Source organism: Candidatus Pantoea gossypiicola (assembly GCF_008632075.1).
In the GTDB taxonomy this organism is placed as follows: domain Bacteria; phylum Pseudomonadota; class Gammaproteobacteria; order Enterobacterales; family Enterobacteriaceae; genus Pantoea; species Pantoea gossypiicola.
Genome location: NZ_VWVM01000002.1, coordinates 176,221 through 200,865 on the forward strand (window position 1 = coordinate 176,221; position 24,645 = coordinate 200,865).

Below are 24,645 nucleotides of genomic sequence, written 5' to 3' on the forward strand. Positions count from 1 at the left end.
GAGGATAATTAAAATGCAATGCCGTCAGCGACCCAGTGCTGGGGCGCAACCTGGCGATAACGGGTTTTCGTGACCGTTTCGCCCACCTTACGTAACGGCGAAGGAATTTCGCTGTCATCGAAAAGACGGGGCTGACGGTTCTCTGGATCGGCGACCGGCACGGAGGCCAGCAGACGCCGGGTATAGGGATGTTGCGGCTGATTAAAGACAGACTGGCGCGGACCAAGCTCCACAATCTGGCCGAGGTACATCACCGCGACGCGATTCGCAATGCGCTCGACGACCGCCATATCGTGAGAGATGAAGATCCATGCCACGTCTGTCTGCTGCTGCAGGTCCATCATCAGATTCACCACCTGCGCCTGAATCGACACATCCAGGGCTGATACCGCCTCATCCGCAATAATCACTTTCGGTTTCAGCGCCATGGCGCGGGCGATGGCAATACGCTGACGCTGACCGCCAGAAAATTCGTGCGGATAACGACGCGCGTGCTCCGGCAGGAGACCGACGCTCTTGAGCAGCGCATCGATCTGTGGAGAAGCCTGTTCAAGTGAAGAGACCATGCCATGTAGCAGCAACGGCTCTGCAATGGTGAACCCTACTGTCAGGCGGGGGTTCAGAGACGCATAGGGATCCTGAAACACCATCTGAATTTCACGGCGCAGCGGCTGGAACTCTGCCTCTTTCAGATCAGAGATCTCTTTTCCCTCAAAGTGAATGCTTTCAGCGTCACTGTTGATGAGGCGCATCAGTGCTCGTCCGGTGGTCGATTTGCCGCAGCCGCTTTCACCCACGATGGCCAGGGTTTCACCGGGCCACAGCGTGAAATCAATCTGCTCCACCGCATGCACATGATGCGTCAGGCCCGATAAAATGCCGCTGCGAATCGGGTAATAGACTTTCAGCCCACGCACATCCAGCAGCGGTGCCACGTCATAGCGAGCGGTTTGCTGTTCGCTTTGCGCAGCGTCCCGCGCACCAGGCAGAAGAAAGCGTTGCGGCCATGCGTGTTCCCGCATATCGCCGAGTCTGGGTACGGCCGCCAGTAACGCTTTGGTATAAGCGTGCTGCGGGGCGGCAAAAATCTCAGATACGGTTCCCTGCTCAACGACTTCGCCACGCAACATGACTACTACGCGATCGGCGATTTCTGCGACCACGCCCATATCATGGGTGATAAACAATACCGCCATCTGTTTCTCGCGTTGCAGCTCACGCAGAATATGGAGAATGCGCGCCTGCACGGTGACATCCAGCGCAGTGGTCGGTTCGTCGGCAATCAGGAGTTGCGGATCACAGGCCAGCGCCTGCGCAATCATCACACGCTGCCGCATGCCGCCTGACAGCGAGTGCGGATAGCTTTTCATCACGCGATCCACATCCGCGATACGCACCTGTCGCAGCAGTTCACGCGCACGCGCATGGGCCTGTTTTCTGTCGCACAGATGATGATCGCGTAATGCCTCGGTGAGTTGATCGTCAATGCGCAAGACCGGATTCAGCGAGGTCATTGGCTCCTGAAAGATCATCGCCATTTCACGGCCACGCAGTGTGCGGCGCTGTGCATCGTTAAGGGTTTCTAACGCGTGCAGGTTTCCGCTGCGATCGCGAAACTGGATGCTGCCGCGATCGACACGTCCATTGCTGGACAGCAGGCCCATCACCGCCAGCGATGTAACCGATTTACCGGAGCCGCTTTCACCCACCACGGCGACAATTTCACCCGGATTAATGGCAAAGCTGATGCCTTTGAGTGCCTGATTCTTACCGCTGCGTCCATGAAATGAGACGCTGAGATCCTCAATCGCCAGCACGGGGGATGGCGAGGCCGCGCGGGTAGCAGGAGAAGTACGTTGTGTGTCCGTCATCGTCGCCTCGCAGAGTTATAGCCAGATACGGCCTTCGGAGTAGCTCAGGAAAGGAGAACTGTCGGCGGCAAGCCAGATGGGGCCGTCCAGATCGACGAACTCTGCATTTACCGCGACGGGCAATGCAGCCTCCATCGCCAGAGACGAGCCCAGCATGCAACCGACCATGATGCGCATATTGAGCGTCCGGGCTTCCTCCACCATCGCCAGCGCTTCGGTCAGGCCACCGCACTTATCCAGTTTGATGTTGATCATCTCGTAGCGGTCGCGTAATCCGGCAATGTCCGCCCGCGTATGGCAACTCTCATCGGCACAGACCGGTATGGGATGCTTAAAGCGTTGCAGGTCATGATCCTGCCCCGCGGGAAGGGGTTGCTCCACCATCGCGATGTTGAAGGCTTTAAGTGCCACCAGCAGGCTTTCCAGTTCCAGTCCCGACCAGGCTTCGTTGGCATCGATAATGAGCGTGGCATGGGGTGCCGCCGCACGAATCGCCGCCACCTTTTCCAGAACCGCATCCCGGTCGAGCTTAATTTTGAGCAGGATGGCACCACGTGAGACCGCATCTGCCGCCGCGATAGCCATGTTTTTCTCCGTATCAAGGCTAAGGGTCTCTGCGGTAACGATTGAAGCTGGCTGAGAGCACGCGGTCTTTTGCCACAGCGTCTGATTCGCGCGTGCGGCATCAAGTCGCCATAGCGCACAGTCCAGCACGTTGCGCGCCGAACCGGCGGGTAAGCGGTTTTGCAGATCGTGACGGCTCAGGCCCGATTCCACCTCAGTGCGTACGGCTTCGAGCAGCGCCTGGACGCTGTCGGGTGTCTCATCGTAGCGGGCCGTCGGAGTGCATTCGCCCTGCCCGATGAACCCGTTTTGCTCCAGGGTGACCCGGATGACCGTCACGGCAGTGCGGGTACCGCGTGCGATTGCAAAGGGTCGCGCCAGCGGCAGCTCCACCACCTCAATCTGCAACTGTCGCATTTCAGCCGCGCTCCTGAAGCAGTGCAGCGATCTCATCAATACCAAAACGCACAGGATCCGTAGCCGGTAAGCCGAACTCAGCGCGGACTTCGGCGCAATAAGCGAGCGCCTCTTCTTCACTGTAACTGGAGGTGTTGATCGCAAAGCCAGCGAGCTGAACCGACTCACTGGTCACCTGCGCGGCACGCAGATTGGCTTCAACGCATTCCTTCAGGCTGACCATCGGCTGGTGCGGCAAATGACGCATATGAGGACGTCCCATTTCATGGCACATCACCAGCCAGTGTGGCTGCGCACCGTGCATCAGCCCCATGCTGACGCCCGCATAAGAGGGATGGAACAGTGAGCCCTGACCTTCGACGATATCCCAGTGGTCGTCGTCATTCGCGGGTGACAGCGCTTCTGCTGCTCCGGCAATAAAATCCGCGATGACCGCATCCACAGCAATACCCTCTCCCGCAACCAGAATGCCGGTCTGCCCCGTGGCGCGAAAATCAGCTTTCATGCCGCGCGCACGCATCGCCGCTTCCAGCGCCAGGGAGGTGTACATCTTGCCCACTGAGCAGTCCGTACCGACGGTCAGGATGCGCTTACCTGAACGCTTCTTGCCGCTGCCCACACTGAGCGCCGGACGCATATGACGCAGGTCAAACAGTTCAACGCCAGAAGCCTGCGCAAGCGCGACCAGTTCCGGTTCGTCCACCAGCCGATGGTGCAGACCGCTGGCAACGTTCATGCCAGCTTTGATGGCACTTTTGATGGTTTCCAGCCAGTGCGCTGGCAGATAACCGCCTGCATTAGCCGTGCCCAGCACCAGCGTTTTCGCTCCACGCGCTTTAGCGCCGGGAATGTCCAGTTCATCCAGACCCAGACTGACCGTGCAGCCCGGCAGTTTAATTTCGCCAACGCACTGCTCAGGCCGCCAGATATGAATACCGCGCGCCGTTTTTGCCGCGAGGGGATCGGTAACATCGCCAAGAAAAAGTAAATAGGGTTGTGGGATTAGCATGTTGTCTCTCGTTTCAGCCAAAAGATCAGGTTCTGAAACCACTATTTCATGCGTTCTGAAAGGTGACGAATGCTTGTTTAGCAGGAGGGTATAACGGCAGGTTATGGTCAGAGGTAATTGTGATGATGAGTGGGGTTTTCAGGGGGTTGGGACAGGAAATGGACTAAAAGAGGGGGTGAGTCATAGGAAAAAGATTGTGTTGAGAGAAAAACAGAAGAAAGTCGCGGAAGGGGTATTCCGCGATAACAGCACTAAAAACCACGATAGGTTATTTCATGCGACGCTGCCGGGCCACACTGGCGAGGCGTTGGGTCCGGCAGTAAATGGCAAACAGGATGAAAGCCTGCCCATTCAGTAACCAGCGAGCACCCACCAAAGCAGCGAGTGCCAGAAGCAGCCACAGGCCCGAGTGGCTAGCCATAACAACGCTGTAGCTTAAGAGTAAAACGGTCGATATAACCAACATCGCCCATACGTAAGCCAGCCCCTGAACACCCGCTGTATTGCCTCGCGCAAGCAGATAACTGGCGGTGAGAATCGCGCCAAGAATGACGATTGAGGGAACAAAAAAACTCAACGCATGTATCTGTGGCGTAAGCGGAGGTAAAACGTGCAGAAACGTCAGCAAGTTAAATGCAAATGCGACCAGTAACAGCATCAGCACCAGTGCAACCGGGAAGCCGTTCTGCCGGGGAAGCGACTCAGAAGGCTGTTTAAAATAACGCTCAAGCTCTGTGGTGGAACGGGCAAGTACGGAATTATCCTGCCGTGCAATCAGCTGATCTATTTCGCGACCCTGTTGCAGCAGTTCAGTGAGATTACGCCCAATAAGCCATGATAAAAATTGCATTAAAATACCGCCAGTGACTGGATTGTTCCTACTACATAACGCCCGGTGCGCGGCACGTTACCCGGAGCAGCAATAATACCACTGACAGCACTGCCAGCCACAGCAGCTGCGCTCGTGACGACCTGCGCGAGTTGCTTAACAAGTTCTTTTTGCACCGGCTCTACAGGGAACCGCTTTGGATAAAGTCCTGCTCGGATGGCGGCCTTAAGCTCTTTATTACTTATACCAGGGTTTTGTGCCTTAATGATTAATTCAGTCAGGCGAGCCCGGTCCTGCCTTGGGTAGTTCCTGAGCCACTCCGTTGCTTTTAGAGAAGAGACTGATTTCATCGCTCGCCATGTTGCCAGGGCTTCTTTTAACGCACCGCCAACGCTGGCGAGTGAAATAAGGTCAAGGGATGTTGAAGTGGCAACGTACCAATCCTGAGAGTCCAGCCACGCGACATTTTGACCACCGTTTTCGACGAGATCATAAACGCGGTAGATACCATTGACACATTGCACGCCTGTTGCGGCAGCGCCGGCATAACCAATAGCAACAAGCACCCCGCTACTGCCAGCAGTTATAGGTGTTGCTGAAGCGCCGATAACCGCCACGCCAGCAGTGATAATCATTGCACCACAGGAAAGCACGGTCGAGGCAATCTCCGTTCCCATTGAGGTTGCGCTTACTGCTTCACTAAGTGACTTGCCCGTATCAGACGCTGTGGCTTGCTTAGGCGTTTTGGTCACAATAAGATGTGTGACGATACCACTTTGGCCATTAGGATGACGCTGACCAGGCCGAACGAGATAACGCTGTGCGCCATCTGCATAGATGATGCCAGCCTGGTAAAACTCTCGAGTACAATCCATTGCTGCACCCAGCGCTTTGAAATCAAAATCAGGTGCCCCATAACCGGTCATTCTCGCGATGTCATAACCCGGTAAGTTATTTTCGGGATTCACTCCTGGCAGGTTCATTTTATCTCCTTTTAGGGTCAAAATGGTAAAAGAGAGTTTTTAGAAATTGAAAGTTGAAATGGAAAAAATATTTAGGCTTTTTGTCAGCACAACCCGGTAATGCAGCATTACTTCTTTGACCAAAGTAACCAAACATTTCCAGAAGTACTGTTCGATCTCTTTTTTGATAAAGGCAGCGCAAAGTGAAAGGCATAGTCCGTATCAACATTCATAGCCTGATTGCCTTCTTAATTTAATTCGCCAGCTAAATACCGTAATAAATATAGGTCCAGGAGAAAGAATGACTTTTGAAAAAATGAACAGCCTTGGTGCCTGCTTTAACAATTAACTCACTAAAAAATCGATCTTCCCTGGAGGAAAAATCATTCTTTTAATTTATTTATTATAAATTATTTCACGATCTTCATATTTTTAACCTCTCTATCAGAGAACCTGGTCCAATCCTTACGAACAGACTCGGCCAACCTTATTAAATAGTCATAATCATCTTTATGAAGAAGATCATTTTCATCTAATATAAATATTTTGCTAACATCAAAATGTGAATTTGGATAAAAATTTGGAATAAGAACGCCTATAAACCATTCACTACCCGAGTGCAGTAAATTAAAGTCACCCTGGCGTGACTCAACAACTTTAGCTTCAATCAAAAATCGCTCCTATTCTTAAGCCATAGACTTGATAGTTTATCCCTTTATCTAAATTTTTCATTCACAAAAAAATCCCATACTTCAGATATGGGATTTTATCATTAATCTTGTTCTTCAGGCGCCATATGAAACAGTTTTTCTGCCATTGAAAGAATTCTGTCTTTTTGTACTATTTTATTAACCCATTCCTGAGGAATGCCTGACAGTCCATACAATGCGCCCGCTAGCTGACCTGCCGTCGCCGCTACACTATCAGCATCATCAGCAAGATTTGCCGCCAGCAAAATGGCATCTTTAAAATTGTCTGTATGCCAGACGGCCCATAATGCTGCCTCAAGGGTGTCGATGACATAACCAGAGGAACGGATTTGATCACGATGCTTTTCTTTATATTCACCGGCATTAATGATTAATACACGTAATGTTGATCCCATAAGATGAGGAGCAAAGCTCTCACTCTTACTGTAACCATTTAAGATGTAATGAAGCATGGCATTAAAAAAGCGACAGCTATCTATAGACTCTGCGGCACAATGTGTAGCCTCACTCTGTAGCATCGCATCTCGCCAACCGTCAATAAACGATTTCCTTCTGAAAATAGCAGTAGGTGCATGGCGAATTAATGCCGCATTCCCTGCAGTTTCAGGAGAAGTATTCCCCATCCAAGTTGGTCCATGAAGGACAAACTGCTCAAGTGCATAGCGCGTTGTATTACCTATATCAAAGCATACGCCATTAGAACTATTTGTCCCATTCTTATACCAGTTGAGTAACTTTTGTCGGAACAATGTAATATCACATTTATTGCTTTCAATATAAGTTTCAGCGAGACACAGCGCCATCGAGGTGTCATCAGTCCACTCACCGGGTTTAAGAGAGAAAGGTCCCCCGCCAACCATGTCATCAACGCGAGCTTTATCCCTTGGCATAAATTCTAGCGTTGTGCCTATAGCGTCTCCAACCGCCAACCCCATTAAAGCACCCTGACATTTATCTAATGCCTGTTCATCAGTAATTTTCTGAGGTAAAGATTTCGCCCATTCTGGCTTGAGAGCGTCCTCAGGTTTAGCGCGTAAAGGTTTTTGTTCATAAGACATTCTATTCATCAACTGCCGTGACGCCTGGGGTATTAAATGAGCGTAACGTCTGGCATAAATGAAAAGCGCATCATCATCAGCCCTAAGATCAATCATAGAACCTCCTTATAAATTTACATCCTCAAAAAATTGAAAGAACACAACCAAATGAAATCAAATAAACAGGGGTAAATTTTATATTATCACCGCATTTTATTTACTTACGCTCTTTTTATACATAAATATATCAATACCCATTTAATTCTGGGGTTTTAAATATCTTTTTTTGCGCTTTTCATATTCCGGATTGTTTTGATGAGGAAGGATAAATTTTAGCCCAGCAACTATTTGAGAGGCAATATAGTTTGCGTTTGAAAGATGTCTGGCTAGCTCTGGGTCAGTTGTATCAAACTCTTTGGAAGCCAGATTCCCCCAGATTCATACTATGCAGGACACTTTTATCATTCTCTTCACCAGTTAATATTTTTTTACATAAATTAGCTGTTTCAGAGCAACCTGGAAAACTGTAAAATCAGGCTTTTCTAAGGCTCTTTGATTAGTGATATCAATAGCATCATTGATGTAGTCTAAGGCAGTATATTCTTCTTTCTTCATCATAAAACCAACATGCACTCTTCTTGTTTAAGAGCAAAGGCAAATCTTGAATGAAAAATCACTGGGCCTACCTTATTACAAAAGGAATGTATAAAGTAAGCCAAAAACAGACCTTTTTATTCATCAAATAGAAAACACTAAAACTACATTAATTCAAAATCCTCCTTGCTAATTTCATCTATTACGTACTGCCCTGTACCTTCCCTTATTTTTTTTGAAAGATCTTTTAACATTTCAATATCGATAGAATGGATACCAATATATGGAGTTACAATGAAGAACCTTTCGACATCAACTTTGTAATCACCTTCACTAAACATAACCTTCATTACATATGAGCTATCCTCACACTCATACAGAGTAAAATCCCAAGGATTCATTGCTATTTTATTTTTACTCATTATAATTTCTCCCCTGTTAATAAATCGATCGCGGTATAATCTCTGCCTTTAACCATTCCTTCGGTTTTTACTATAGCCTCAAAATCACCTTGTGGTAGTTTGCCCCCCGGAATCCATTGCTTATTAGCTCCCCATTCATTACCAGTTGGCATTTTTGGAGAGTACAACTCTGTAGGTTTAAATTCAATCAAAACAAGACTATCGTTTTTCAATTGTTCCTGTGGAATGCCTAATTTATCTGCAATCACTCCTACATCTCCTTTTGATTCAGAAATCATTTGTCCAGCGCGCTCCCTGGTTAGAACAAATTCCGTCCTCCCCGGATCAGGTTTACCAATACCATAATCTTCAAAACTTTTTCTAGTGACTATTCTAGATGCGCCATTTTCAAAGGATTTTGCATGAGAATCAATATAATCCTTAGGTAAATATGTTTCGGGGTCTGGCCTAAATGTTTTTTCGATACTTTGTATTTCGGCGATTTTTTCATCATTTAACGGAAGTTTGTTAGCCTTAATATTATTACGACCACGCCAACCGTCAAACTTCATACCCCCTTTGCCACCTAATGCCCCACCGACAAAACTGCCTGCCAGCATAGACCATTTTTGTCCGTCAGAGCCTTCCCCGAACAGTCTGCCACCGATCCAATCGCCAGCGTAACCGCCGCCCATTGCGCCGGCTAATCCCAGTAACGCAATAGCTGGAGAAGCCAGGACCGCAACGGCAGCAGTACCGACGCCCATCATCACCCAGTTTACCCAGCCAGGGATTTCAGGGTTGATATCGTCAGTCTGAAGTTTACCTCCGCCAATAAATACATTGGTGGAACCGCCAGATATCTCCGCACTGCAGGTCAAACGGTCTCCAATGCGGGCGGCAGGAAAGTTGTTAATAAAAACCTTATCTGATCCTTCAGCAACCCGTTGCGATGAGCCGCTGTGCTCATCGCAGTCGCCTTTGGACAAATGTGCACGTATCGCTGCTCTGCTGTTGGTGTAAACATTCGGCGAGCCGGATAACAGTTTGCCTGTGTTATGCCGCGGAGCCCATGACATGCTTCCAAGTACTTCTCCCACCCCTCCAGCCGCACAGGCACCGGCTGCTGCTGCGGATACCACAACCAGAGCCGCTCCACCGGTAACAACAACGGCTGCTGCACCTAATATTGCACCGCCAATGAGACCGGCGATCATCCAGCCTTTGGAAGCAGTATGCGCTATTTCATCCTGCTCTCTGGCAGCATTGAATTCAGCCATAATTTATACATCCCTATGTCTCTGAAGAAACGCAAGGATTTGTTGTTCGCTGGCGAGATCTGCGGGTCCTTGAAAGGCTTTTGCCATACCAAGAATATCTCTTAAAGATGAGTTTTTTCTGTGTGGTGCTGTCCACAAGGCATAGCGTAAGGGCTCTTCATTGTTTAATGCGGCGATACGCAGTGGGCTTCCCGCTGAGTCAAAGAACAAATAACTGCCATTCAATGCTCTTTTCAAATCAACATTCTGATAGAGTAATGTCACCGTTTCATGTGCGGTAAGCACTTTAGTATCGTTATCAAAAGAAAAGAAAATTCCCGATGAATCTGGTGCGACCGGCACCGGCTCATCATCATATTTGAGAGAATTAAACTTAATACTGCCAATGATCTCCTGATATTGCTTAGCATAATAATCGCTAAAACGCCCCGGACACGTTCCAATATAGCAGACAATTTTCTTTCCCCCCGCCTCATCATCAAGTAAAACAATAGATTGTTTTTGCCAGATCTCAATACCGTCATTTTCAAAATGATAAAAAAGCTCAACTGCGGGTAGGTTATCTATCTCGATCAGTTGTGATGTGACATTTACGAAAGCGGGAACAGTGACACTCATCTCATCAATAATTCTCGCAGCCACTTTTTGCACAGTATCGTCATGTACAGCAGATGCGCGAGACACCACAAAGGTAAATTCGCTCGCATTATTTTCGCTGAGCGTAAACAGATTCATTGTTCTGTCTTTGAATATATCAGGTAATTGAATTGACGCTTCCTGGAGAGTATAGGTGGCCATTTTTATCCTTTATTATCTTTTGTTGATGATGAGAAGTAGCTTTCAATTTCAGTTTTTATTTTATCTTTATGTCCGCTACCCGGTGCAATTGTTGCAGCGTTTCCTCCTTCAGGATTTAAATGTAACTCCCCACCTTTAGTGTTAATCTCACCATTATTATCGACGGTAAGATTAAAATTTTTGCCAATGAAATTAATTGCGCCGTCTTTAGTTAACTCTATTGCGCTTAGGCCACACTCAATCCGTAAAGTATCTCCGGCTGCAATTGTGTAAGAAGCAAAAGCCTGTTCAGTACGGTTGCCGGTTGTCAGCGTCTTGCTGTTTCCCTGAGTCCCGAGAGTATGATCGCCCTCCACCCGAGTCTCATTATTAGCACCCACCGAAACTGTCCGGTTGTTCATAACACTATGTGACTCATCATTTTTAACATGCGTATCCATGTTCTTCTGCGCCTGAATCCACAGGTGTTCCTCACCCGCCTTATCCTCAAATCTCAGCGCGTTCGCGGTGTCCGCCGTGCCATCCTTCGACCGGCTCAGAAAACCCATCTGCGTCGCCGCTGCCGGCAGCGCCCACGGCGGCATGCTCGCCTCGTTATACACGCGGCCGATGATCAGCGGACGATCCGGGTCACCGTTAATAAAGTCCACCACCACTTCGTCGTTAACACGCGGAATCTGCACCCCGCCGAATCCCTGACCGGCCCAGGCGCTGGAGACGCGCACCCAGCAGGAGCTGGTGTCGTCGCCCTTCGCCAGCCGGTCCCAGTGAAACTTCACCTTCACCCGGCCGTAGCGGTCGGTCCAGATGGACTCGCCTTTCGGCCCGACCACCTTCGCGGTCTGCGGGCCGTGCGTTTTCGGCCACGGCGTCTCCGGCGGCGTGCGGTAGGTTACCGACGACGGCAGCACCGTGAAATCGATGTTGTGGCGACTGTCGCCGGTGTCGCCGCTGGCGTAGGAGTTCTCGGCGAAGTCATAGGTCGCTGAGGTCACCAGGTACTCGCCGTTGTCGCTGAAGTGCGGCGCGTTGATGATCGAGAAGGTAAAGCCCGGCGCGATGCCGGTGGCCGTGCCCGACCCGCTGACGCTGTGGTGCTCGGCCTGCCACACCTCCTGGCGGATGCGTGCATAGGACTCGCCGTGGCTGTGGTCAACAAAATGGCCCGGCCAGTCGTAGACGTCCACCGAGCCCGGCACCGGCGATGCCGGGTTCTGCCGCGCCTGCAGCATCCAGGCGTTCGGCTTGCGGAAGTCGTAGTCGTCGGTGCTGTAGATGCCCGGCGTCACGCTCTCCGCCAGCGACCACTGGCTGATGCCCTCTTCTGTAACCACCCCGCCCGACGGGGTGACGTGATAGGCGATGGTCTCATAGCCCGGAAACGCCTGATGCTGGTCCGGCGCGTCGCACAGCACCAGCGTGTGTTTGTCCGCCTCGTGGCGGAAGAAGTAGTAAATTCCCTCCAGCTCCATCAGGCGGCTGATAAAGTCCAGGCTGCTCTCCTGATACTGCACGCAGTACTCCCACACCCGGTAGTTGCCCGCCAGGCGCGTCTCAACGTTAACCGCGTACTCCTTCAGCAGCGTCTGCACAATCTGCGGCACCGTCTGGCTCTGGAAGATGCGCAGGTTGCGGTCGCGCCGCATCGGCCACAGGTCCGGCTCGACCGTCAGCTGGTAGACCGCGTAGCGGGTGCCGCTCAGCTCCTGGCTGCGCACGGCTACCCGGGTGATTTTGCCGTTGAGGTAGCGCGGACTCAGCGCGCTCATCAGGCCATCGGTCGGCAGCGAAAAGGTGACCGGCTTGCCCAGCAGGGCGTGACGGTCGATGCGCGCGTCGGTGGCCAGCAGTTCAGCGGTGAGCACAAACGGACGGGACAGCGTCTCGGTGCCCGTGAGCGTGTGGAACAGCAGGCCGTCCGCCGGCAGCTGTGCAGTAATGCGTGAGAACATGGTGATTTTCCGTACGAGTACAACTGACGAAAAAGCGTGCCAGTAAAAGTGGAGGGATTAAGGGTTTTTACTAAAACAGCTTCTTATGGAAGGTAATGGCTATAAGGATAGAATAGTTTTAACAAAGCTATCCTGATATAAAAAGATAAGGTACGCTCTTAAGAGACAGTGTATTAATGATAATTTCGGTTATACTTTTATCTAAAACGTCAAAATGAAACTCATGTTTCAACATGAGTTTCATTTTGCGGATCAGAACTTTTCAAGATGGAATGAGGAAAGGATAATCTCAAGGCAACGTTTATTAGCCTCATAAGAATAGCTTTTGTGATTTCGATGCTTGCCAACTAATTCTGCATAGCACCATAACTGCCCCACACTAAAAACATAGCACTGATAAAAGGCCCTTATCTTTTCCTCAGTGCTTACAATCTCTCCCGCACAGGTAGCGAGAGTTTCTCCAAAGAAAGCATTAAACTCGTTCGGTATAGTTTTAAGAGTGTCAGTTGTCAACTTAACGGCAGGCTGATGATCATGAAATCGCTTAATTGACACGCTAAAAACATCCTGCTCTGTAAATAACATCTCTTGTGAATAGAAGCAGAGATTAATCACACCAGAGTTGAGCCCGTTCAACGTATGTTCAATTACCAGTCGCGTTTCACTGAGAGGTTTTACTTGCCAGGACTCAGGAATTTTAAAACCACTACTGTTGTTATCACTTAGGCTCACAGTCTGAAGGAGTTCAGCAAAGGCAAGATTACTGCGATGCATTAAATCCCAGTTAACCACAGTAAAATAAATATCATTTGCCAGTAGAGGATAATCTCGAGATGCACAAGCGGCTTTTATCAGAAAATAATTCCCACCACTTTCCTCGGGATTATAATCCTTTTGAACAGTATAGCGTGAAACAACTTCGTCACCTGAAGAGTGGGTTTTAAGAGTGAGTACGTCTGCGAAAACTCCATTCCCGGCCGGATTAACAATTAATCGTTTATTTATTATTTTTTCGCCCATTAACTCTAGCTTATTGAACAACCAATCTGAAGGGTTCATTTCCCACTGGCAACGTTCATAAGCGGCCCAGACTTCCATATAAGGCAGATTATCATTCGTCGAATAGCGCCCGATATTAATCAGGCCAACTTCAGCAATATTTTGCAGCTTCAACTCCGCAGGCTTGAGGCGGTTGGGCAGAACCACCCAATAGTGAAGCATTTTCTTATCAGCAGAAGTGTACTGGCACTTCCAGTAATTTGACCGGGCCTCCTCGTCGGTATAGTTTGATACTACGGGAAAGGCATAATTATTCTCAGTATTCATACAACCTCTTTAACTCAGACCGTGCTGCCAAACCAGATTCCATAAAACATAATAACGCATCCAAACGAAGCAATTACTTTGACAAACAAGCTCAGCCTTGCTCCATAAGAATTACCAATGAATGATAATTTCGAGTAATTTTCAGAAGTATTATAACGATGATGGAATCGCATTATAAATCTGAATAGAGCAAAAAGAGAAATGACAAATAATTTTGAAATCAACATCGTCATGACAGAAGCAGGTATAATAACTGATAGCGCCCTTGCACTTTCTCTATCGATCAAATGCAAATATTTAGATAAGCCCACAAGAATAACCACCAAAATAAAAGCACCAATCAGAACGGCGAGAAACTTTTTAAAAAAAGATACCCACTCCTTTCTTGAAAAGACATCCTTTCCATTCCAGATATAAATTAAAGCAATAATAATAAAAAAAATAAAACCTGACCATTTCATTTTGTAGTTATCTCCAAGGATTTAATCGCCGATCAAAACAGTAACACAACCGGTTTTGATTGTCCCTTCGCCGCCTGGCTGTTTAGGTGTTTGAACAACTTCATCATCACCATACAGAGAGTCAAAGAAGTCCAGAACCGGCTTAAAGGCTACTTTCAAACTTGCATCACCTTTAAGACCAATCAGCGCTGCGACTCCACCTGCAACCCTTAAATTCGCTGAGGAGTCTGTGGTCTCCCAGAACAAACTTCCTCCACCAGATAACCCCACAGAACCTAAGCTAGCATCTGCTTTAGCCTCGCCAGAAACTATGCCTAAGATATCAATATTTCCTGACACTTCACCTTTTACTCCCTTTGCTTCGGCTCCACCTTCAAGCGAAAATCCATATCGACCTTTGTTACCACTATATATTTCACCAACGGCTTTTGCCTCTGCGGTGCCAATAGTGACATCACCAGATACTCCTCCATACAAAGTCCCCTCTTTCCCTGCAGCAGCCGAGCCCCCATACTGTATGCCTGTCGCGGTCGCATTCGTATTTAGGCCATAAATATCATTACCACCTCCATATAATGAACCAGTGGCATTGGCAACGGCGACTTTCGTACGCATCTCCCCGCGTAAGAGATCCTGGCTTTTTAGGTTGCCCAGAGTAATGTCGGATAACGCAAAACCAGCCGATGCCGTATCAAAATCCCCATTGAGGTTTTTATCTTCCAGACTGGCATAAGCACCAAGTACGCGGGCATCGTAAATTTCATCATGTAGCATCCCATCTTCACCCGCCTTTTTTGCCAATGATCCGCCCCAGTAATGTGGCGCAGCAGGTTTAGAGCCTGATGACGGAAGTTCACCTCCGTCATTACAATGCGTTTTATCTCCTTTGCGTGCAAGTGGTATACCATTGACGAAAACGGTGCCAGAACCACCGACAATTAAGCCGTTGCCATGCTCGGAACAGGATAACGTGTCGCCTTTTCTTGCTGCCGGAAACCCTCCGATAATCACATCCGGACTTCCTGATTGTATTGGACCAGTATGTGCGCTGATATCAATGATCGCTCTGGCGGCAGACTGCCCCATGATTATTTTTCCTTAATAAGAAATCAGCTATTAACTTTAACCACAGCACCTTTAATATCCGTCAGGTTAGTTCCACTGATATTTATCGTGTCATTCGCTTTAAGTTCGGAATTTATTCCTCCACCCAGCTTCGTAATTTGCGTGCCTTTGAAGGAGGCTTCAGTAATACTTTCTGCCTTAAGCGCTCCCTCAGAGACGATAATTTCAATGCTCGAGGGTGTAATGAGAATATAATTATTATTCACTTTTAGTTTAATAGAGGCTGTCGCTTCCAGCAGAGCGTTACCCTCTTTGTCCATGGTTAGCACAGTCTGATTTTTACCGACGTTTATTTTGTGCTGACTTCCTGTATTACTGGTTGAATTTACCCCTGTATTGACATCCCGGTTACGCTTAACCGTGACATGCTCATCCTGTCCGATAGTTTTTTTACGGTCAACGCCGACGTCATGTGTCTCACTATGTTCAATCTCTGTATCCATATTTTTTTCAGCATGAATCCAGATCTGTTCATGTCCTGCTTTATCCTCAAACCTGAGAGCGTTGGCATTATCTTTGTGTCCATCTTTACTACGGCTCAGAAAACCCATCTGCGTCGCTGCCGCCGGCAGCGCCCACGGCGGCATGCTCGCCTCGTTATACACGCGGCCGATGATCAGCGGACGATCCGGGTCGCCGTTGATGAAGTCCACCACCACCTCGTCGTTCACGCGCGGGATCTGCACCCCGCCGAATCCCTGACCGGCCCAGGCGCTGGAGACGCGCACCCAGCAGGAGCTGGTGTCGTCGCCCTTCGCCAGCCGGTCCCAGTGAAACTTCACCTTCACCCGGCCGTAGCGGTCGGTCCAGATGGACTCGCCTTTCGGCCCGACCACCTTCGCGGTCTGCGGGCCGTGCGTTTTCGGCCACGGCGTCTCCGGCGGCGTGCGGTACGTCACCGACGACGGCAGCACTGAGAAGCTGATGTTGTGGCGACTGTCGCCGGTGTCGCCGCTGGCGTAGGAGTTCTCGGCGAAGTCATAGGTCGCTGAGGTCACCAGGTACTCGCCGTTGTCGCTGAAGTGCGGCGCGTTGATGATCGAGAAGGTAAAGCCCGGCGCGATGCCGGTGGCCGTGCCCGACCCGCTGACGCTGTGGTGCTCGGCCTGCCACACCTCCTGACGGATGCGTGCATAGGACTCGCCGTGGCTGTGGTCAACAAAATGGCCCGGCCAGTCGTAGACGTCCACCGAGCCCGGCACCGGCGATGCCGGGTTCTGCCGCGCCTGCAGCATCCAGGCGTTCGGCTTGCGGAAGTCGTAGTCGTCGGTGCTGTAGATGCCCGGCGTCACGCTCTCCGCCAGCGACCACTGGCTGATGCCCTCTTCTGTAACCACCCCGCCCGACGGGGTGACGTGATAGGCGATGGTCTCATAGCCCGGAAACGCCTGATGCTGGTCCGGCGCGTCGCACAGCACCAGCGTGTGTTTGTCCGCCTCGTGGCGGAAGAAGTAGTAAATTCCCTCCAGCTCCATCAGGCGGCTGATAAAGTCCAGGCTGCTCTCCTGATACTGCACGCAGTACTCCCACACCCGGTAGTTGCCCGCCAGGCGCGTCTCAACGTTAACCGCGTACTCCTTCAGCAGCGTCTGCACAATCTGCGGCACCGTCTGGCTCTGGAAGATGCGCAGGTTGCGGTCGCGCCGCATCGGCCACAGGTCCGGCTCCACCGTGAGTTCGTAGCACGCGTAGCGCGTGCCGTTCAGCTCCTGGCTGCGCACGGCTACCCGGGTGATTTTGCCGTTGAGGTAGCGCGGACTCAGCGCGCTCATCAGGCCATCGGTCGGCAGCGAAAAGGTGACCGGCTTGCCCAGCAGGGCGTGACGGTCGATGCGCGCGTCGGTGGCCAGCAGTTCAGCGGTGAGCACAAACGGACGGGACAGCGTCTCGGTGCCCGTGAGCGTNTCGTAGCACGCGTAGCGCGTGCCGTTCAGCTCCTGGCTGCGCACGGCTACCCGGGTGATTTTGCCGTTGAGGTAGCGCGGACTCAGCGCGCTCATCAGGCCATCGGTCGGCAGCGAAAAGGTGACCGGCTTGCCCAGCAGGGCGTGACGGTCGATGCGCGCGTCGGTGGCCAGCAGTTCGGCGGTGAGCACAAACGGACGGGACAGCGTCTCGGTGCCCGTGAGCGTATGGAACAACAGGCCGTCCGCCGGCAGCTGTGCAGTAATGCGTGAGAACATAAGTAATCCCTGACTATTAACTGTGTGGATCGAGCAACCAGACACCTTCTTCGCTGATGTTCAGCGTCTGCTGGCGGGTGCCACTCTGGCCACTGATGGCAAAGGTGTAGTTACCCGGTGCCAGCTGCAGCGTGGCGAAGCCGTTCACCGCCGGGACCAGCGCCTGCGGCTGACCGTTGACCTGAACACGTTCACCCTGCTGCAGACGGATATAGACCTGGGCGACCGGCGCGGGTGGCGGTGACGGTTGAGGATCGGGTTCGCGTGCGGCGGTCTGCGCAGGCTCAGCAGTCTGAGCCGGCGCGCTGGCAACGGTATCCCGCGGGGTGTCAGGCTGCGTCGGTGGTGCAGCAACCGGCTGATTAACCGGCGCGACGGTGACGGCAGGCGCGCTGTTTTGTGCGGTCTCAGCCGACGTTGTCTGGTCATCACCACGCGACATCAGCAGACCGGCGCACAGGCCGACCAGCACGCCCGCGGCCACCAGGCCCGGCAGTGCAAAGCGGTGTCCCAGCAGCGTTTTCAGCGGCGAGGCGGGCGGGATGATCTCTTCTTCTTCGATCGGCACCAGCATGGTGCCCGGCCCGCTCATTTTTGCACTGAGCAGCGGTTCCGGTTCACGCTCCGGCAGTGCCATCAGCACAGCAAAATCATCAATGCTCTGCGGACGGTCTTCCGGTTTCAGCGCCAGCGCGCGATCCACGGCGCTAAGCAGCGCCGTCGAGTAGCCCGCCAGACGACGCTGCACCAGCGGCTGATAGTTATCTTCAATGCTGCGCACCACGCTCACCGGCGGTGGCGCACCGGTAATCAGCGTATGCAGCACCGCGCCCAGCGCGTAGATATCGGTCCACGCGCCCTGCTCACTCTCGTCGTTGTCGCTGTACTGCTCAATCGGCGCATAGCCGGGACGCAGCATGGTCTCGCTCTCATCCGACAGGTTACCGATGGTTTTACGCGCCGACCCGAAGTCCAGCAGGATCGGCTCGCCGCTGCTCTGGATCTGGATGTTATCCAGCGAGATATCGCGATGCAGATAACCCGCCTCATGGATGGTTTTAATCGCCCCCAGCAGCGGCGGCAGCATGCGACGGATCCAGGCCTCATTCACCGACTGCGGATGACGTTCGCGGAAGTTCGAGAGCGTGGTGCCGCTGTAGAACACCGTGCCCATGTAGGCGGTGTCGTTCTGCACCCAGAAACGCAGCACGTGCAGCAGGTTCGGATGGTTAAAGCGCGCCAGCAACCGTGCCTCCTGAATAAAGCTGTTCAGCCCGGCATGAAAGGTTTTGCTGAAGCGCTCACTGCGCAGCACCAGATTCAGGTCATCGCTGCGCACCGCCAGCGAGGCAGGCATGAACTCTTTGATGGCGATATCACGCTCAAGCTGGTGATCCCAGGCGCGATAGACGATGCCAAAGCCGCCACCGCCGATGACCTCTTTAATCTCAAACTCATTGAAGCGGTAACCCAGCGGCAGGGCGTTGGGGACATTCAGGGGTTGATCATGTTCCGACATATTCGAAAACTCTCTGATGACTGGGCTTTAAACAGCGAACTGGCAGACAAATTCGCCCTGCTCACAACGCACCTCAACGCGGCGATAGCGTTCATCGCGGGCGTGGGCGCTGAGCAGTATCTGGCTCATCTGCGGCAACAGCGTGTTGGTGAGGATGGCGTCGACCATGCGACCACCCGACTCTACTTCTGTACAGCGCTGGACGATCTGGCTCACTACCGACTCGTCAATCTGCGCCTCAATGCCGTGGTTCTCGGCCAGACGACGCACAATACGCGCCAGCTGCAGCCGCACAATCTCCGCCAGCATGTCATCGCTGAGCGGGTAATACGGCACCACCAGCAGACGACCCAGCAACGCAGGCGGGAACACCTCCAGCAGCGGCTTACGCAGCGCGGTACTCAGGGCATCGGGATCGGGTATCAGCTCAGGATCGGCGCACATGGCGCTGATCAGTTGCGTGCCGACATTCGAGGTCAGAATGATGATGGTGTTGCGGAAATCGATGTGGCGGCCTTCGCCATCCTCCATCCAGCCTTTGTCGAACACCTGGAAGAACAGCTCATGCACATCCGGATGCGCTTTCTCAATCTCATCCAGCAGCACCACGCTGTAGGGACGACGTCGCACGGCTTCGGTCAGCACGCCGCCCTCGCCGTAACCGACGTAGCCCGGCGGTGCGCCTTTCAGCGTCGAGACGGTGTGCGCTTCCTGAAACTCGCTCATGTTGATAGTGATGATGTTCTGCTCGCCGCCATACAACGACTCGGCCAGCGCCAGCGCGGTCTCGGTTTTCCCGACACCGGACGGCCCGCACAGCATAAAGACGCCCGCCGGTTTGTTGGGGTTGTCGAGACGCGCGCGCGTGGTGCGAACCCGCTTCGCGATCAGATCCAGACCGTGACGCTGGCCAATAACGCGCTGGTTCAGGGTGTCAGCGAGATTGAGTACGGCGTCGATCTCATTTTTCACCATCCGGCCCAGCGGAATGCCGGTCCAGTCCGACACCACGGCAGCGACGACGCCCGCATCGACGGCGGCAAACAGCAGCGGGGTGTCATCCTGCAGCGCAGTGAGTTGCTGCTGCGTTGCATCACGCTGTTCACGCAGCGCCGCATCCTCTTCGGTCACACAGCGGGCGCGCAGCGCAATCAGGGTCTCGACCAGTTCGCGCTCTTCCAGCCAGCGCTGTTGCAGCGCATCGCGTTCAGCTTCCAGGGCAGTGCGCTCTGCGGCAATCGCCTGCTGGCGGGTGATGTCACCAAGGCCGACCCTGATTTCGCGTTCAATGATCTCTGCTTCAATCTCCAGCGCGGCCAGACGGTGCAGGCAATCTTCCAGCGCCGCAGGCTGCGCGCCCTGGCTGACCGCCACGCGGGCGCAGGCGGTATCCAGCAGCGCCACGGCTTTATCGGGCAACTGACGCGCCGGGATGTAGCGATGGGAGAGTTTCACCGCCGCACTGACCGCATCATCCAGCAGCAGCACCCGATGATGTTTCTCCAGCGCGCTGACGGTGCTGCGCAGCATCAGAATCGCTTTGGCTTCATCCGGCTCCTGCACCTGCACGGTCTGGAAGCGACGGGTCAGCGCCGGGTCTTTCTCAATGTACTTTTTGTATTCGGCCCAGGTGGTCGCGCCGATGGTGCGCAGCTGGCCGCGCGCCAGCGCCGGTTTCAGCAGGTTAGCGGCATCGCCGGTGCCCTGCTGACCGCCTGCGCCGACCAGGGTGTGGATCTCATCCACAAACAGCACAATCGGCGTCGGGCTGGACTGCACCTCGTTGATCAGCGCCTGCAGTCGCGCTTCAAACTCCCCTTTCATCCCGGCACCGGCCTGCAGCAGCCCGATATCCAGCAGCCAGAGCTGCACATCACGCAGCGGCGCAGGCACATCGCCCGCCGCGATACGCAGCGCGAGACCTTCGACCACCGCAGTCTTTCCGACACCCGCTTCGCCGGTCAGCAAAGGATTGTTCTGACGGCGACGCATCAGAATATCCACCATCTGACGAATCTCGTCGTCCCGGCCGGTCACCGGATCGATGCGGCCTTCACGCGCGCGCGCAGTCAGGTCCTGCCCGTACTGTTCCAGCGTCGTGCCGCTGGCGGCAGAGGGAGCACCAGCGGCGTTCACCGGGGCGCTCAGCGCCTGCTGCGTTTCTTTGCTATTGCTGAGTAGTGAGTCGAACTGCTCCAGCAGGGCATCGGCGTTGACGCGGCTGAACTGGCCGGAAATGCCTTTCAGCACGCTGGCCAGGTTGAAGGTTTTCAGCATGCCGATCAGCAGATGGCCGCCTCGGATGCGGGTCGCGCCATATTTCAGCGAGGCGTAAACCCACGCCCGCTCGACGGCGCTGTCGATATGCTCAGAGAGGTCGGAGACCGCACTGGCTCCGCGCGGCAGGCGATCCAGCGCGGCAACGATGTCCTGCGTCAGGGCCTTTTCATCCAGTGAAAAATGTGTGATGACCTGCTGTAAGTCGCCATCCTGCTGCTGCATCAGCTGATGCAGCCAGTGCACCAGCTCAACATAGGGATTGCCGCGCAGTTTGCAAAAGGCGGTGGCGCTTTCCAGCGAGGTAAATAACAGCGTATCCAGTTTGCCGAATAGCACGGCACGGCTGATTTCTGACATAGGGGGCTCTCTTCAATGAAAGACGCAGGCTGTGTAACAGGGAAAGCGGCTGGGCTAGCGCGGGGCAGCCTCAACCTCAAATATAAAATCCTCGCGATCCTGCGGCTGCGGCATCTGCCCCAGCCAGCTGGTGTAACCAAGCCGGGCAGCGCCGCCCAGCGCTACACCCTGCACCGCGTCTGCGGCCAGGATCAGGCTGAGATCCCACTGCATTTCGATGCCGAGGTAGTGACGTACCCAGTCGCGCACTTCCTGCGCGCCGGGGGCATCGGGCAGGAAATGTGCATACTGCGCGGCGCTGAGCGGCCCCAGATGCAGGCGGAAACGGTGCTGCACGTCGCGTACTGCCACGCCGAGAAAAGCAGAGGCACCCAGCCGGGGCATATGGCGTCCCGCGCCCAGCCGGGCCTGATCGCGGCTGTCCAGCGTCAGCCAGTGCGGCAGGTTCTGCGTCAGCTGCACCGGCACGCCAAAGTAGTGGCGCAGAATGCGGACCAGCCCTTCAGCATCATGACCGTGACGGCTGAGATGGCCCACCAGCATCAGCCGTGCATGGAGGCTCAGCGAGCTGGCCTGCTGCTGAGCCGGTAAACCGATGCCGCCCAGGCAGGCGAGATAGTTCAGGAAGCGGCTGTCGTCGGGGCGATCCAGGGAGACCGTCGGCTGCGCATCCGCCCAGGCGCGATAGAACAGCAGCGTGGCGCGATGATGAAACAGGTCAGCAAATGCCGACAGGCTGTGATCCTGATGATGCACGATCCGTTCGTGCACATATTCGGTCAGATGGGTCGGCAGCGGGCCGTTGGGACCAAACAAGCCAAAGCTGTAAATCGACAGCTCATGCCGTCCCGACTCTTCACGTGGCGTGGCGCTGGCGATGGTGGCGGGCGCAAACGCCAGTGACGGCGTCTGACCGATGCGCACCGATTCGAACTTCGGCAGCGGCGCACGGCCCAGCGGATAACGCTGACCGCCCTGCGCATCCAGCCGCCGCAGCAGCTGGAACAGATCGTAGCGCCACGGTGCGGCCATCACCTTCTGCCAGAAATCATCCGGCAGACGGGTGAGCCGCGGCAGCGTAATGACTTTTTCGCCACTCATATCAGCGCTTTCCGGCCCATGCGCGGTGGCCAGTAGCCCACTTCCCCACGCTGCTGGCTGTTCAGGGTGAACTCCGTAAAACTGTTCAGCGCCACGAGGCGGCTACAGACCCGCTCCAGCACGCTGCCAAACAGCCACGGGCTGGCACCCGAAAACGCCTGCTCATCGACTTCCAGCGTGATGCTGATACCACGGGCAAACACCACCGGACCTGGCTCCGGCACGCGGCGGTTCACCGCGCTGAGCGTACAGTGGCGGATGCCATCTATCTGGCGGGCAACCGGCGCTTCCGCGAGGTTGGCATAGAGGCTTAGCAGCTGACGCAGCGCCGCCGCACCTTCCCCGTCGCTGCTGTCCATCAGGCTGAGGTAGTTCATCTGCAGATGGCTGATCAGCCGCCAGGCCGAAAGGCCTTCCGCCAGCGCCGGACGCGGCGGGGTCGGCCCTTTGCACAGTTTCAGCTCCGACACCGGAATCGAGTCCGGCATCACGAAGTTGCCCTGATCCTGCTGCAGCATCAGCGGCAGATCGCGGCTGGTGCACATCACCTCGGCGGAGAGATAGCGCACGTCATCGCGCCACGGCGCGTGATGTTCATCCACCAGCGACAAAAAGACTTCGGAACCGATGTAGCCGGTGCGCGTGCCGTAGCGCTGCGCCTGCTCTGACAGGGTGCGCTGTTCACGCCGCAGTGAGAAGTAAGCACCGTAATCACCCTGGTCACCGCTGAAGGTGCTCCAGAACGGACGGAAAACCTGCTCTTCCCGCTGGCCTTCTACGGTGGCGAACAGCCGCTGCACCGAATGCACTTCGTAATCCAGCGGCCGGATGTTATCCACCACCAGATGATATTCATGCTGGCTGTCGCTGACCTTCAGACGCTCGGCGGTTTTCGGGAACAGATTGATGACCGGCGTGCAGTGCAGCGCCAGATGGCTGTGATCGACCACGCTTTCCAGCGCGCTGTCCGCTTTATCGAGCAGAATGATGATGTCGAATGCGGTGGCGTTGTCGCAGCGGCGCAGAAACGGGCCGAGTTGACTGAGACTGATAAACTGGAAGCGCGCCGGAAACGCAAAATACTCCTGCAACAGACGATAGCCGTCGAAGTTGCGCAGATCGTCCGGCAGCAGCGCCTGCTCCGGCGCAAAACCCTCCTGCTGCAGGGCCTCATCCGTCAGCACCTGACGCTGTGGCCGCTGCTCTGCGGACTGCAACACGATGCCCACCCGGTGCTGCATCAGCAGCTCCAGCAGTTTCAGGGCCTGAATATCGGGGCCGCTCAGGAACAGCATCAGGTCATCCACACGGAGCTGACTCAGCGAGGAGATCCCTTCGCAGCTGATGCGGATGCGCAGCGCACTGGCCGCGCCCAGGCCGCTGAGTTTCAGCTCCCCCGTGGGCAGATCGCCGGGCACGCCGCCGAGAGTGACTTCGCTGATGCGCAGCGGATGCAGCACCACATCGTGTGCGGTGGTGTAGCTGCAGGTCACCCCGGTTTTTTTCAGGTTCTGGCTCTCCATCATGGTGCCGCGCGGCACGCGAAAGCCCTGGGTGATGTCACCCTTGCGGCTGTCCGGCGTCAGTTGAGCAATCGCCATTGACGGGGTTGGTGAGAGATAGGATGGCGCAATCATCTCCAGCAGGCGCTGCGAGAAGCGCGGAAACTCCGCATCCATCTTCAGCTGCACGCGCGACGTCAGGAAGGCAAATCCCTCCATCAGCCGCTCGACATAAGGGTCTGCCACGTCGATGCCATGCATGCCAAGACGCCCTGCCACTTTCGGGTAACGCGTCGCGAACTCCGCCCCCATCTCACGCAGGTAAGCCAGTTCACGGTTGTAGTAGTCGAGCAGATTGCTGTCCATG

The 24,645-nt window shown here is 53.8% G+C and carries 19 protein-coding genes and 1 pseudogene; all 20 read right to left on the reverse strand.

The features are described 5' to 3' along the window. Positions 1-8: 8 nt before the first annotated feature. The 20 genes and pseudogenes from F3I20_RS03155 to tssF all read right to left on the reverse strand — a co-directional run bounded on the left by F3I20_RS03155 (position 9) and on the right by tssF (position 24,644). Complete coding sequence (locus F3I20_RS03155) at positions 9-1,871, reverse strand: ABC transporter ATP-binding protein (protein ID WP_150038374.1); 1,863 nt, start codon at positions 1,869-1,871, stop codon at positions 9-11. 15 nt (positions 1,872-1,886) lie between these two features. Next, a complete protein-coding gene (dgcA, locus tag F3I20_RS03160) occupies positions 1,887-2,852 on the reverse strand; it encodes an N-acetyl-D-Glu racemase DgcA (RefSeq protein WP_150038372.1) in 966 nt (321 codons plus the stop codon). 1 nt (position 2,853) lies between these two features. Beyond that, the gene (dgcN, locus tag F3I20_RS03165; protein WP_150038370.1) at positions 2,854-3,861 is read right to left on the reverse strand and encodes an N-acetyltransferase DgcN; all 1,008 of its coding nucleotides are present in this window, start codon (positions 3,859-3,861) and stop codon (positions 2,854-2,856) included. A 268-nt stretch (positions 3,862-4,129) separates the two neighbouring features. After that, the gene (locus tag F3I20_RS03170; protein ID WP_150015449.1) at positions 4,130-4,711 is read right to left on the reverse strand and encodes a hypothetical protein; all 582 of its coding nucleotides are present in this window, start codon (positions 4,709-4,711) and stop codon (positions 4,130-4,132) included. After that, complete coding sequence (gene ssp4 / locus F3I20_RS03175) at positions 4,711-5,673, reverse strand: Ssp4 family T6SS effector (RefSeq protein WP_150038368.1); 963 nt, start codon at positions 5,671-5,673, stop codon at positions 4,711-4,713. Before ssp4 ends, F3I20_RS03170 begins: the two co-directional genes overlap by 1 nt. Positions 5,674-6,062: 389 nt before the next feature. Then, a complete protein-coding gene (locus F3I20_RS03180; RefSeq protein WP_150015447.1) occupies positions 6,063-6,323 on the reverse strand; it encodes a hypothetical protein in 261 nt (86 codons plus the stop codon). Positions 6,324-6,424: 101 nt separating this feature from the next. Further along, a complete protein-coding gene (tri1, locus tag F3I20_RS03185) occupies positions 6,425-7,516 on the reverse strand; it encodes an ADP-ribosylarginine hydrolase Tri1 (RefSeq protein WP_150038366.1) in 1,092 nt (363 codons plus the stop codon). A 141-nt stretch (positions 7,517-7,657) separates the two neighbouring features. Then, positions 7,658-8,017, reverse strand: a pseudogene (locus tag F3I20_RS03190) (immunity protein Tsi6 family protein). A gap of 140 nt (positions 8,018-8,157) precedes the next feature. After that, positions 8,158-8,415, reverse strand: a complete 258-nt coding sequence (locus F3I20_RS03195; protein WP_150015444.1) for a hypothetical protein — start codon at positions 8,413-8,415, stop codon at positions 8,158-8,160. Further along, the gene (locus tag F3I20_RS03200) at positions 8,415-9,674 is read right to left on the reverse strand and encodes a PAAR domain-containing protein (protein WP_150038364.1); all 1,260 of its coding nucleotides are present in this window, start codon (positions 9,672-9,674) and stop codon (positions 8,415-8,417) included. Before F3I20_RS03200 ends, F3I20_RS03195 begins: the two co-directional genes overlap by 1 nt. 3 nt (positions 9,675-9,677) lie before the next feature. Then, positions 9,678-10,472, reverse strand: a complete 795-nt coding sequence (locus tag F3I20_RS03205; RefSeq protein ID WP_150038362.1) for a DcrB-related protein — start codon at positions 10,470-10,472, stop codon at positions 9,678-9,680. A 2-nt stretch (positions 10,473-10,474) separates the two neighbouring features. Further along, positions 10,475-12,424 carry a type VI secretion system Vgr family protein gene (locus F3I20_RS03210; RefSeq protein ID WP_150059903.1) on the reverse strand — a complete coding sequence of 650 codons (1,950 nt, stop codon included), beginning with the start codon at positions 12,422-12,424 and terminating at the stop codon, positions 10,475-10,477. A gap of 252 nt (positions 12,425-12,676) precedes the next feature. Further along, positions 12,677-13,750: a hypothetical protein gene (locus F3I20_RS03215; RefSeq protein ID WP_150038785.1), complete on the reverse strand. Its 1,074-nt coding sequence runs from the start codon at positions 13,748-13,750 to the stop codon at positions 12,677-12,679. A 14-nt stretch (positions 13,751-13,764) separates the two neighbouring features. Further along, positions 13,765-14,211 (reverse strand): hypothetical protein, encoded by a 447-nt coding sequence (locus F3I20_RS03220; protein WP_150016056.1) that lies wholly within the window; start codon positions 14,209-14,211, stop codon positions 13,765-13,767. A gap of 21 nt (positions 14,212-14,232) precedes the next feature. Continuing rightward, entirely contained in the window at positions 14,233-15,297 is a 1,065-nt protein-coding gene (locus F3I20_RS03225; RefSeq protein WP_150038787.1) for a PAAR domain-containing protein, read from the reverse strand. 23 nt (positions 15,298-15,320) lie between these two features. After that, complete coding sequence (locus F3I20_RS03230; RefSeq protein ID WP_223822595.1) at positions 15,321-17,519, reverse strand: type VI secretion system Vgr family protein; 2,199 nt, start codon at positions 17,517-17,519, stop codon at positions 15,321-15,323. Between the two features lie 16 nt (positions 17,520-17,535). Next, the gene (locus F3I20_RS03235; RefSeq protein WP_150038150.1) at positions 17,536-19,038 is read right to left on the reverse strand and encodes a serine/threonine protein kinase; all 1,503 of its coding nucleotides are present in this window, start codon (positions 19,036-19,038) and stop codon (positions 17,536-17,538) included. 27 nt (positions 19,039-19,065) lie between these two features. Then, positions 19,066-21,675 (reverse strand): type VI secretion system ATPase TssH, encoded by a 2,610-nt coding sequence (gene tssH / locus F3I20_RS03240; protein ID WP_150038151.1) that lies wholly within the window; start codon positions 21,673-21,675, stop codon positions 19,066-19,068. A 54-nt stretch (positions 21,676-21,729) separates the two neighbouring features. After that, positions 21,730-22,776 (reverse strand): type VI secretion system baseplate subunit TssG, encoded by a 1,047-nt coding sequence (tssG, locus tag F3I20_RS03245; protein WP_150009537.1) that lies wholly within the window; start codon positions 22,774-22,776, stop codon positions 21,730-21,732. Further along, complete coding sequence (gene tssF / locus F3I20_RS03250) at positions 22,773-24,644, reverse strand: type VI secretion system baseplate subunit TssF (RefSeq protein ID WP_150009539.1); 1,872 nt, start codon at positions 24,642-24,644, stop codon at positions 22,773-22,775. The genes tssG and tssF overlap by 4 nt, the downstream gene beginning before the upstream one ends. Between the last annotated feature and the right edge of the window lies 1 nt (position 24,645).

Coding starts and splice junctions, on each gene's coding strand:
- F3I20_RS03155 (WP_150038374.1), bottom strand. CDS start 1,871: ATGACGGACACACAACGTACTTCTCCTGCTACCCGCGCGGCCTCGCCA.
- dgcA (WP_150038372.1), bottom strand. CDS start 2,852: ATGCGACAGTTGCAGATTGAGGTGGTGGAGCTGCCGCTGGCGCGACCC.
- dgcN (WP_150038370.1), bottom strand. CDS start 3,861: ATGCTAATCCCACAACCCTATTTACTTTTTCTTGGCGATGTTACCGAT.
- F3I20_RS03170 (WP_150015449.1), bottom strand. CDS start 4,711: ATGCAATTTTTATCATGGCTTATTGGGCGTAATCTCACTGAACTGCTG.
- ssp4 (WP_150038368.1), bottom strand. CDS start 5,673: ATGAACCTGCCAGGAGTGAATCCCGAAAATAACTTACCGGGTTATGAC.
- tri1 (WP_150038366.1), bottom strand. CDS start 7,516: ATGATTGATCTTAGGGCTGATGATGATGCGCTTTTCATTTATGCCAGA.
- F3I20_RS03195 (WP_150015444.1), bottom strand. CDS start 8,415: ATGAGTAAAAATAAAATAGCAATGAATCCTTGGGATTTTACTCTGTAT.
- F3I20_RS03200 (WP_150038364.1), bottom strand. CDS start 9,674: ATGGCTGAATTCAATGCTGCCAGAGAGCAGGATGAAATAGCGCATACT.
- F3I20_RS03205 (WP_150038362.1), bottom strand. CDS start 10,472: ATGGCCACCTATACTCTCCAGGAAGCGTCAATTCAATTACCTGATATA.
- F3I20_RS03210 (WP_150059903.1), bottom strand. CDS start 12,424: ATGTTCTCACGCATTACTGCACAGCTGCCGGCGGACGGCCTGCTGTTC.
- F3I20_RS03215 (WP_150038785.1), bottom strand. CDS start 13,750: ATGAATACTGAGAATAATTATGCCTTTCCCGTAGTATCAAACTATACC.
- F3I20_RS03220 (WP_150016056.1), bottom strand. CDS start 14,211: ATGAAATGGTCAGGTTTTATTTTTTTTATTATTATTGCTTTAATTTAT.
- F3I20_RS03225 (WP_150038787.1), bottom strand. CDS start 15,297: ATGGGGCAGTCTGCCGCCAGAGCGATCATTGATATCAGCGCACATACT.
- F3I20_RS03235 (WP_150038150.1), bottom strand. CDS start 19,038: ATGTCGGAACATGATCAACCCCTGAATGTCCCCAACGCCCTGCCGCTG.
- tssH (WP_150038151.1), bottom strand. CDS start 21,675: ATGTCAGAAATCAGCCGTGCCGTGCTATTCGGCAAACTGGATACGCTG.
- tssG (WP_150009537.1), bottom strand. CDS start 22,776: ATGAGTGGCGAAAAAGTCATTACGCTGCCGCGGCTCACCCGTCTGCCG.
- tssF (WP_150009539.1), bottom strand. CDS start 24,644: ATGGACAGCAATCTGCTCGACTACTACAACCGTGAACTGGCTTACCTG.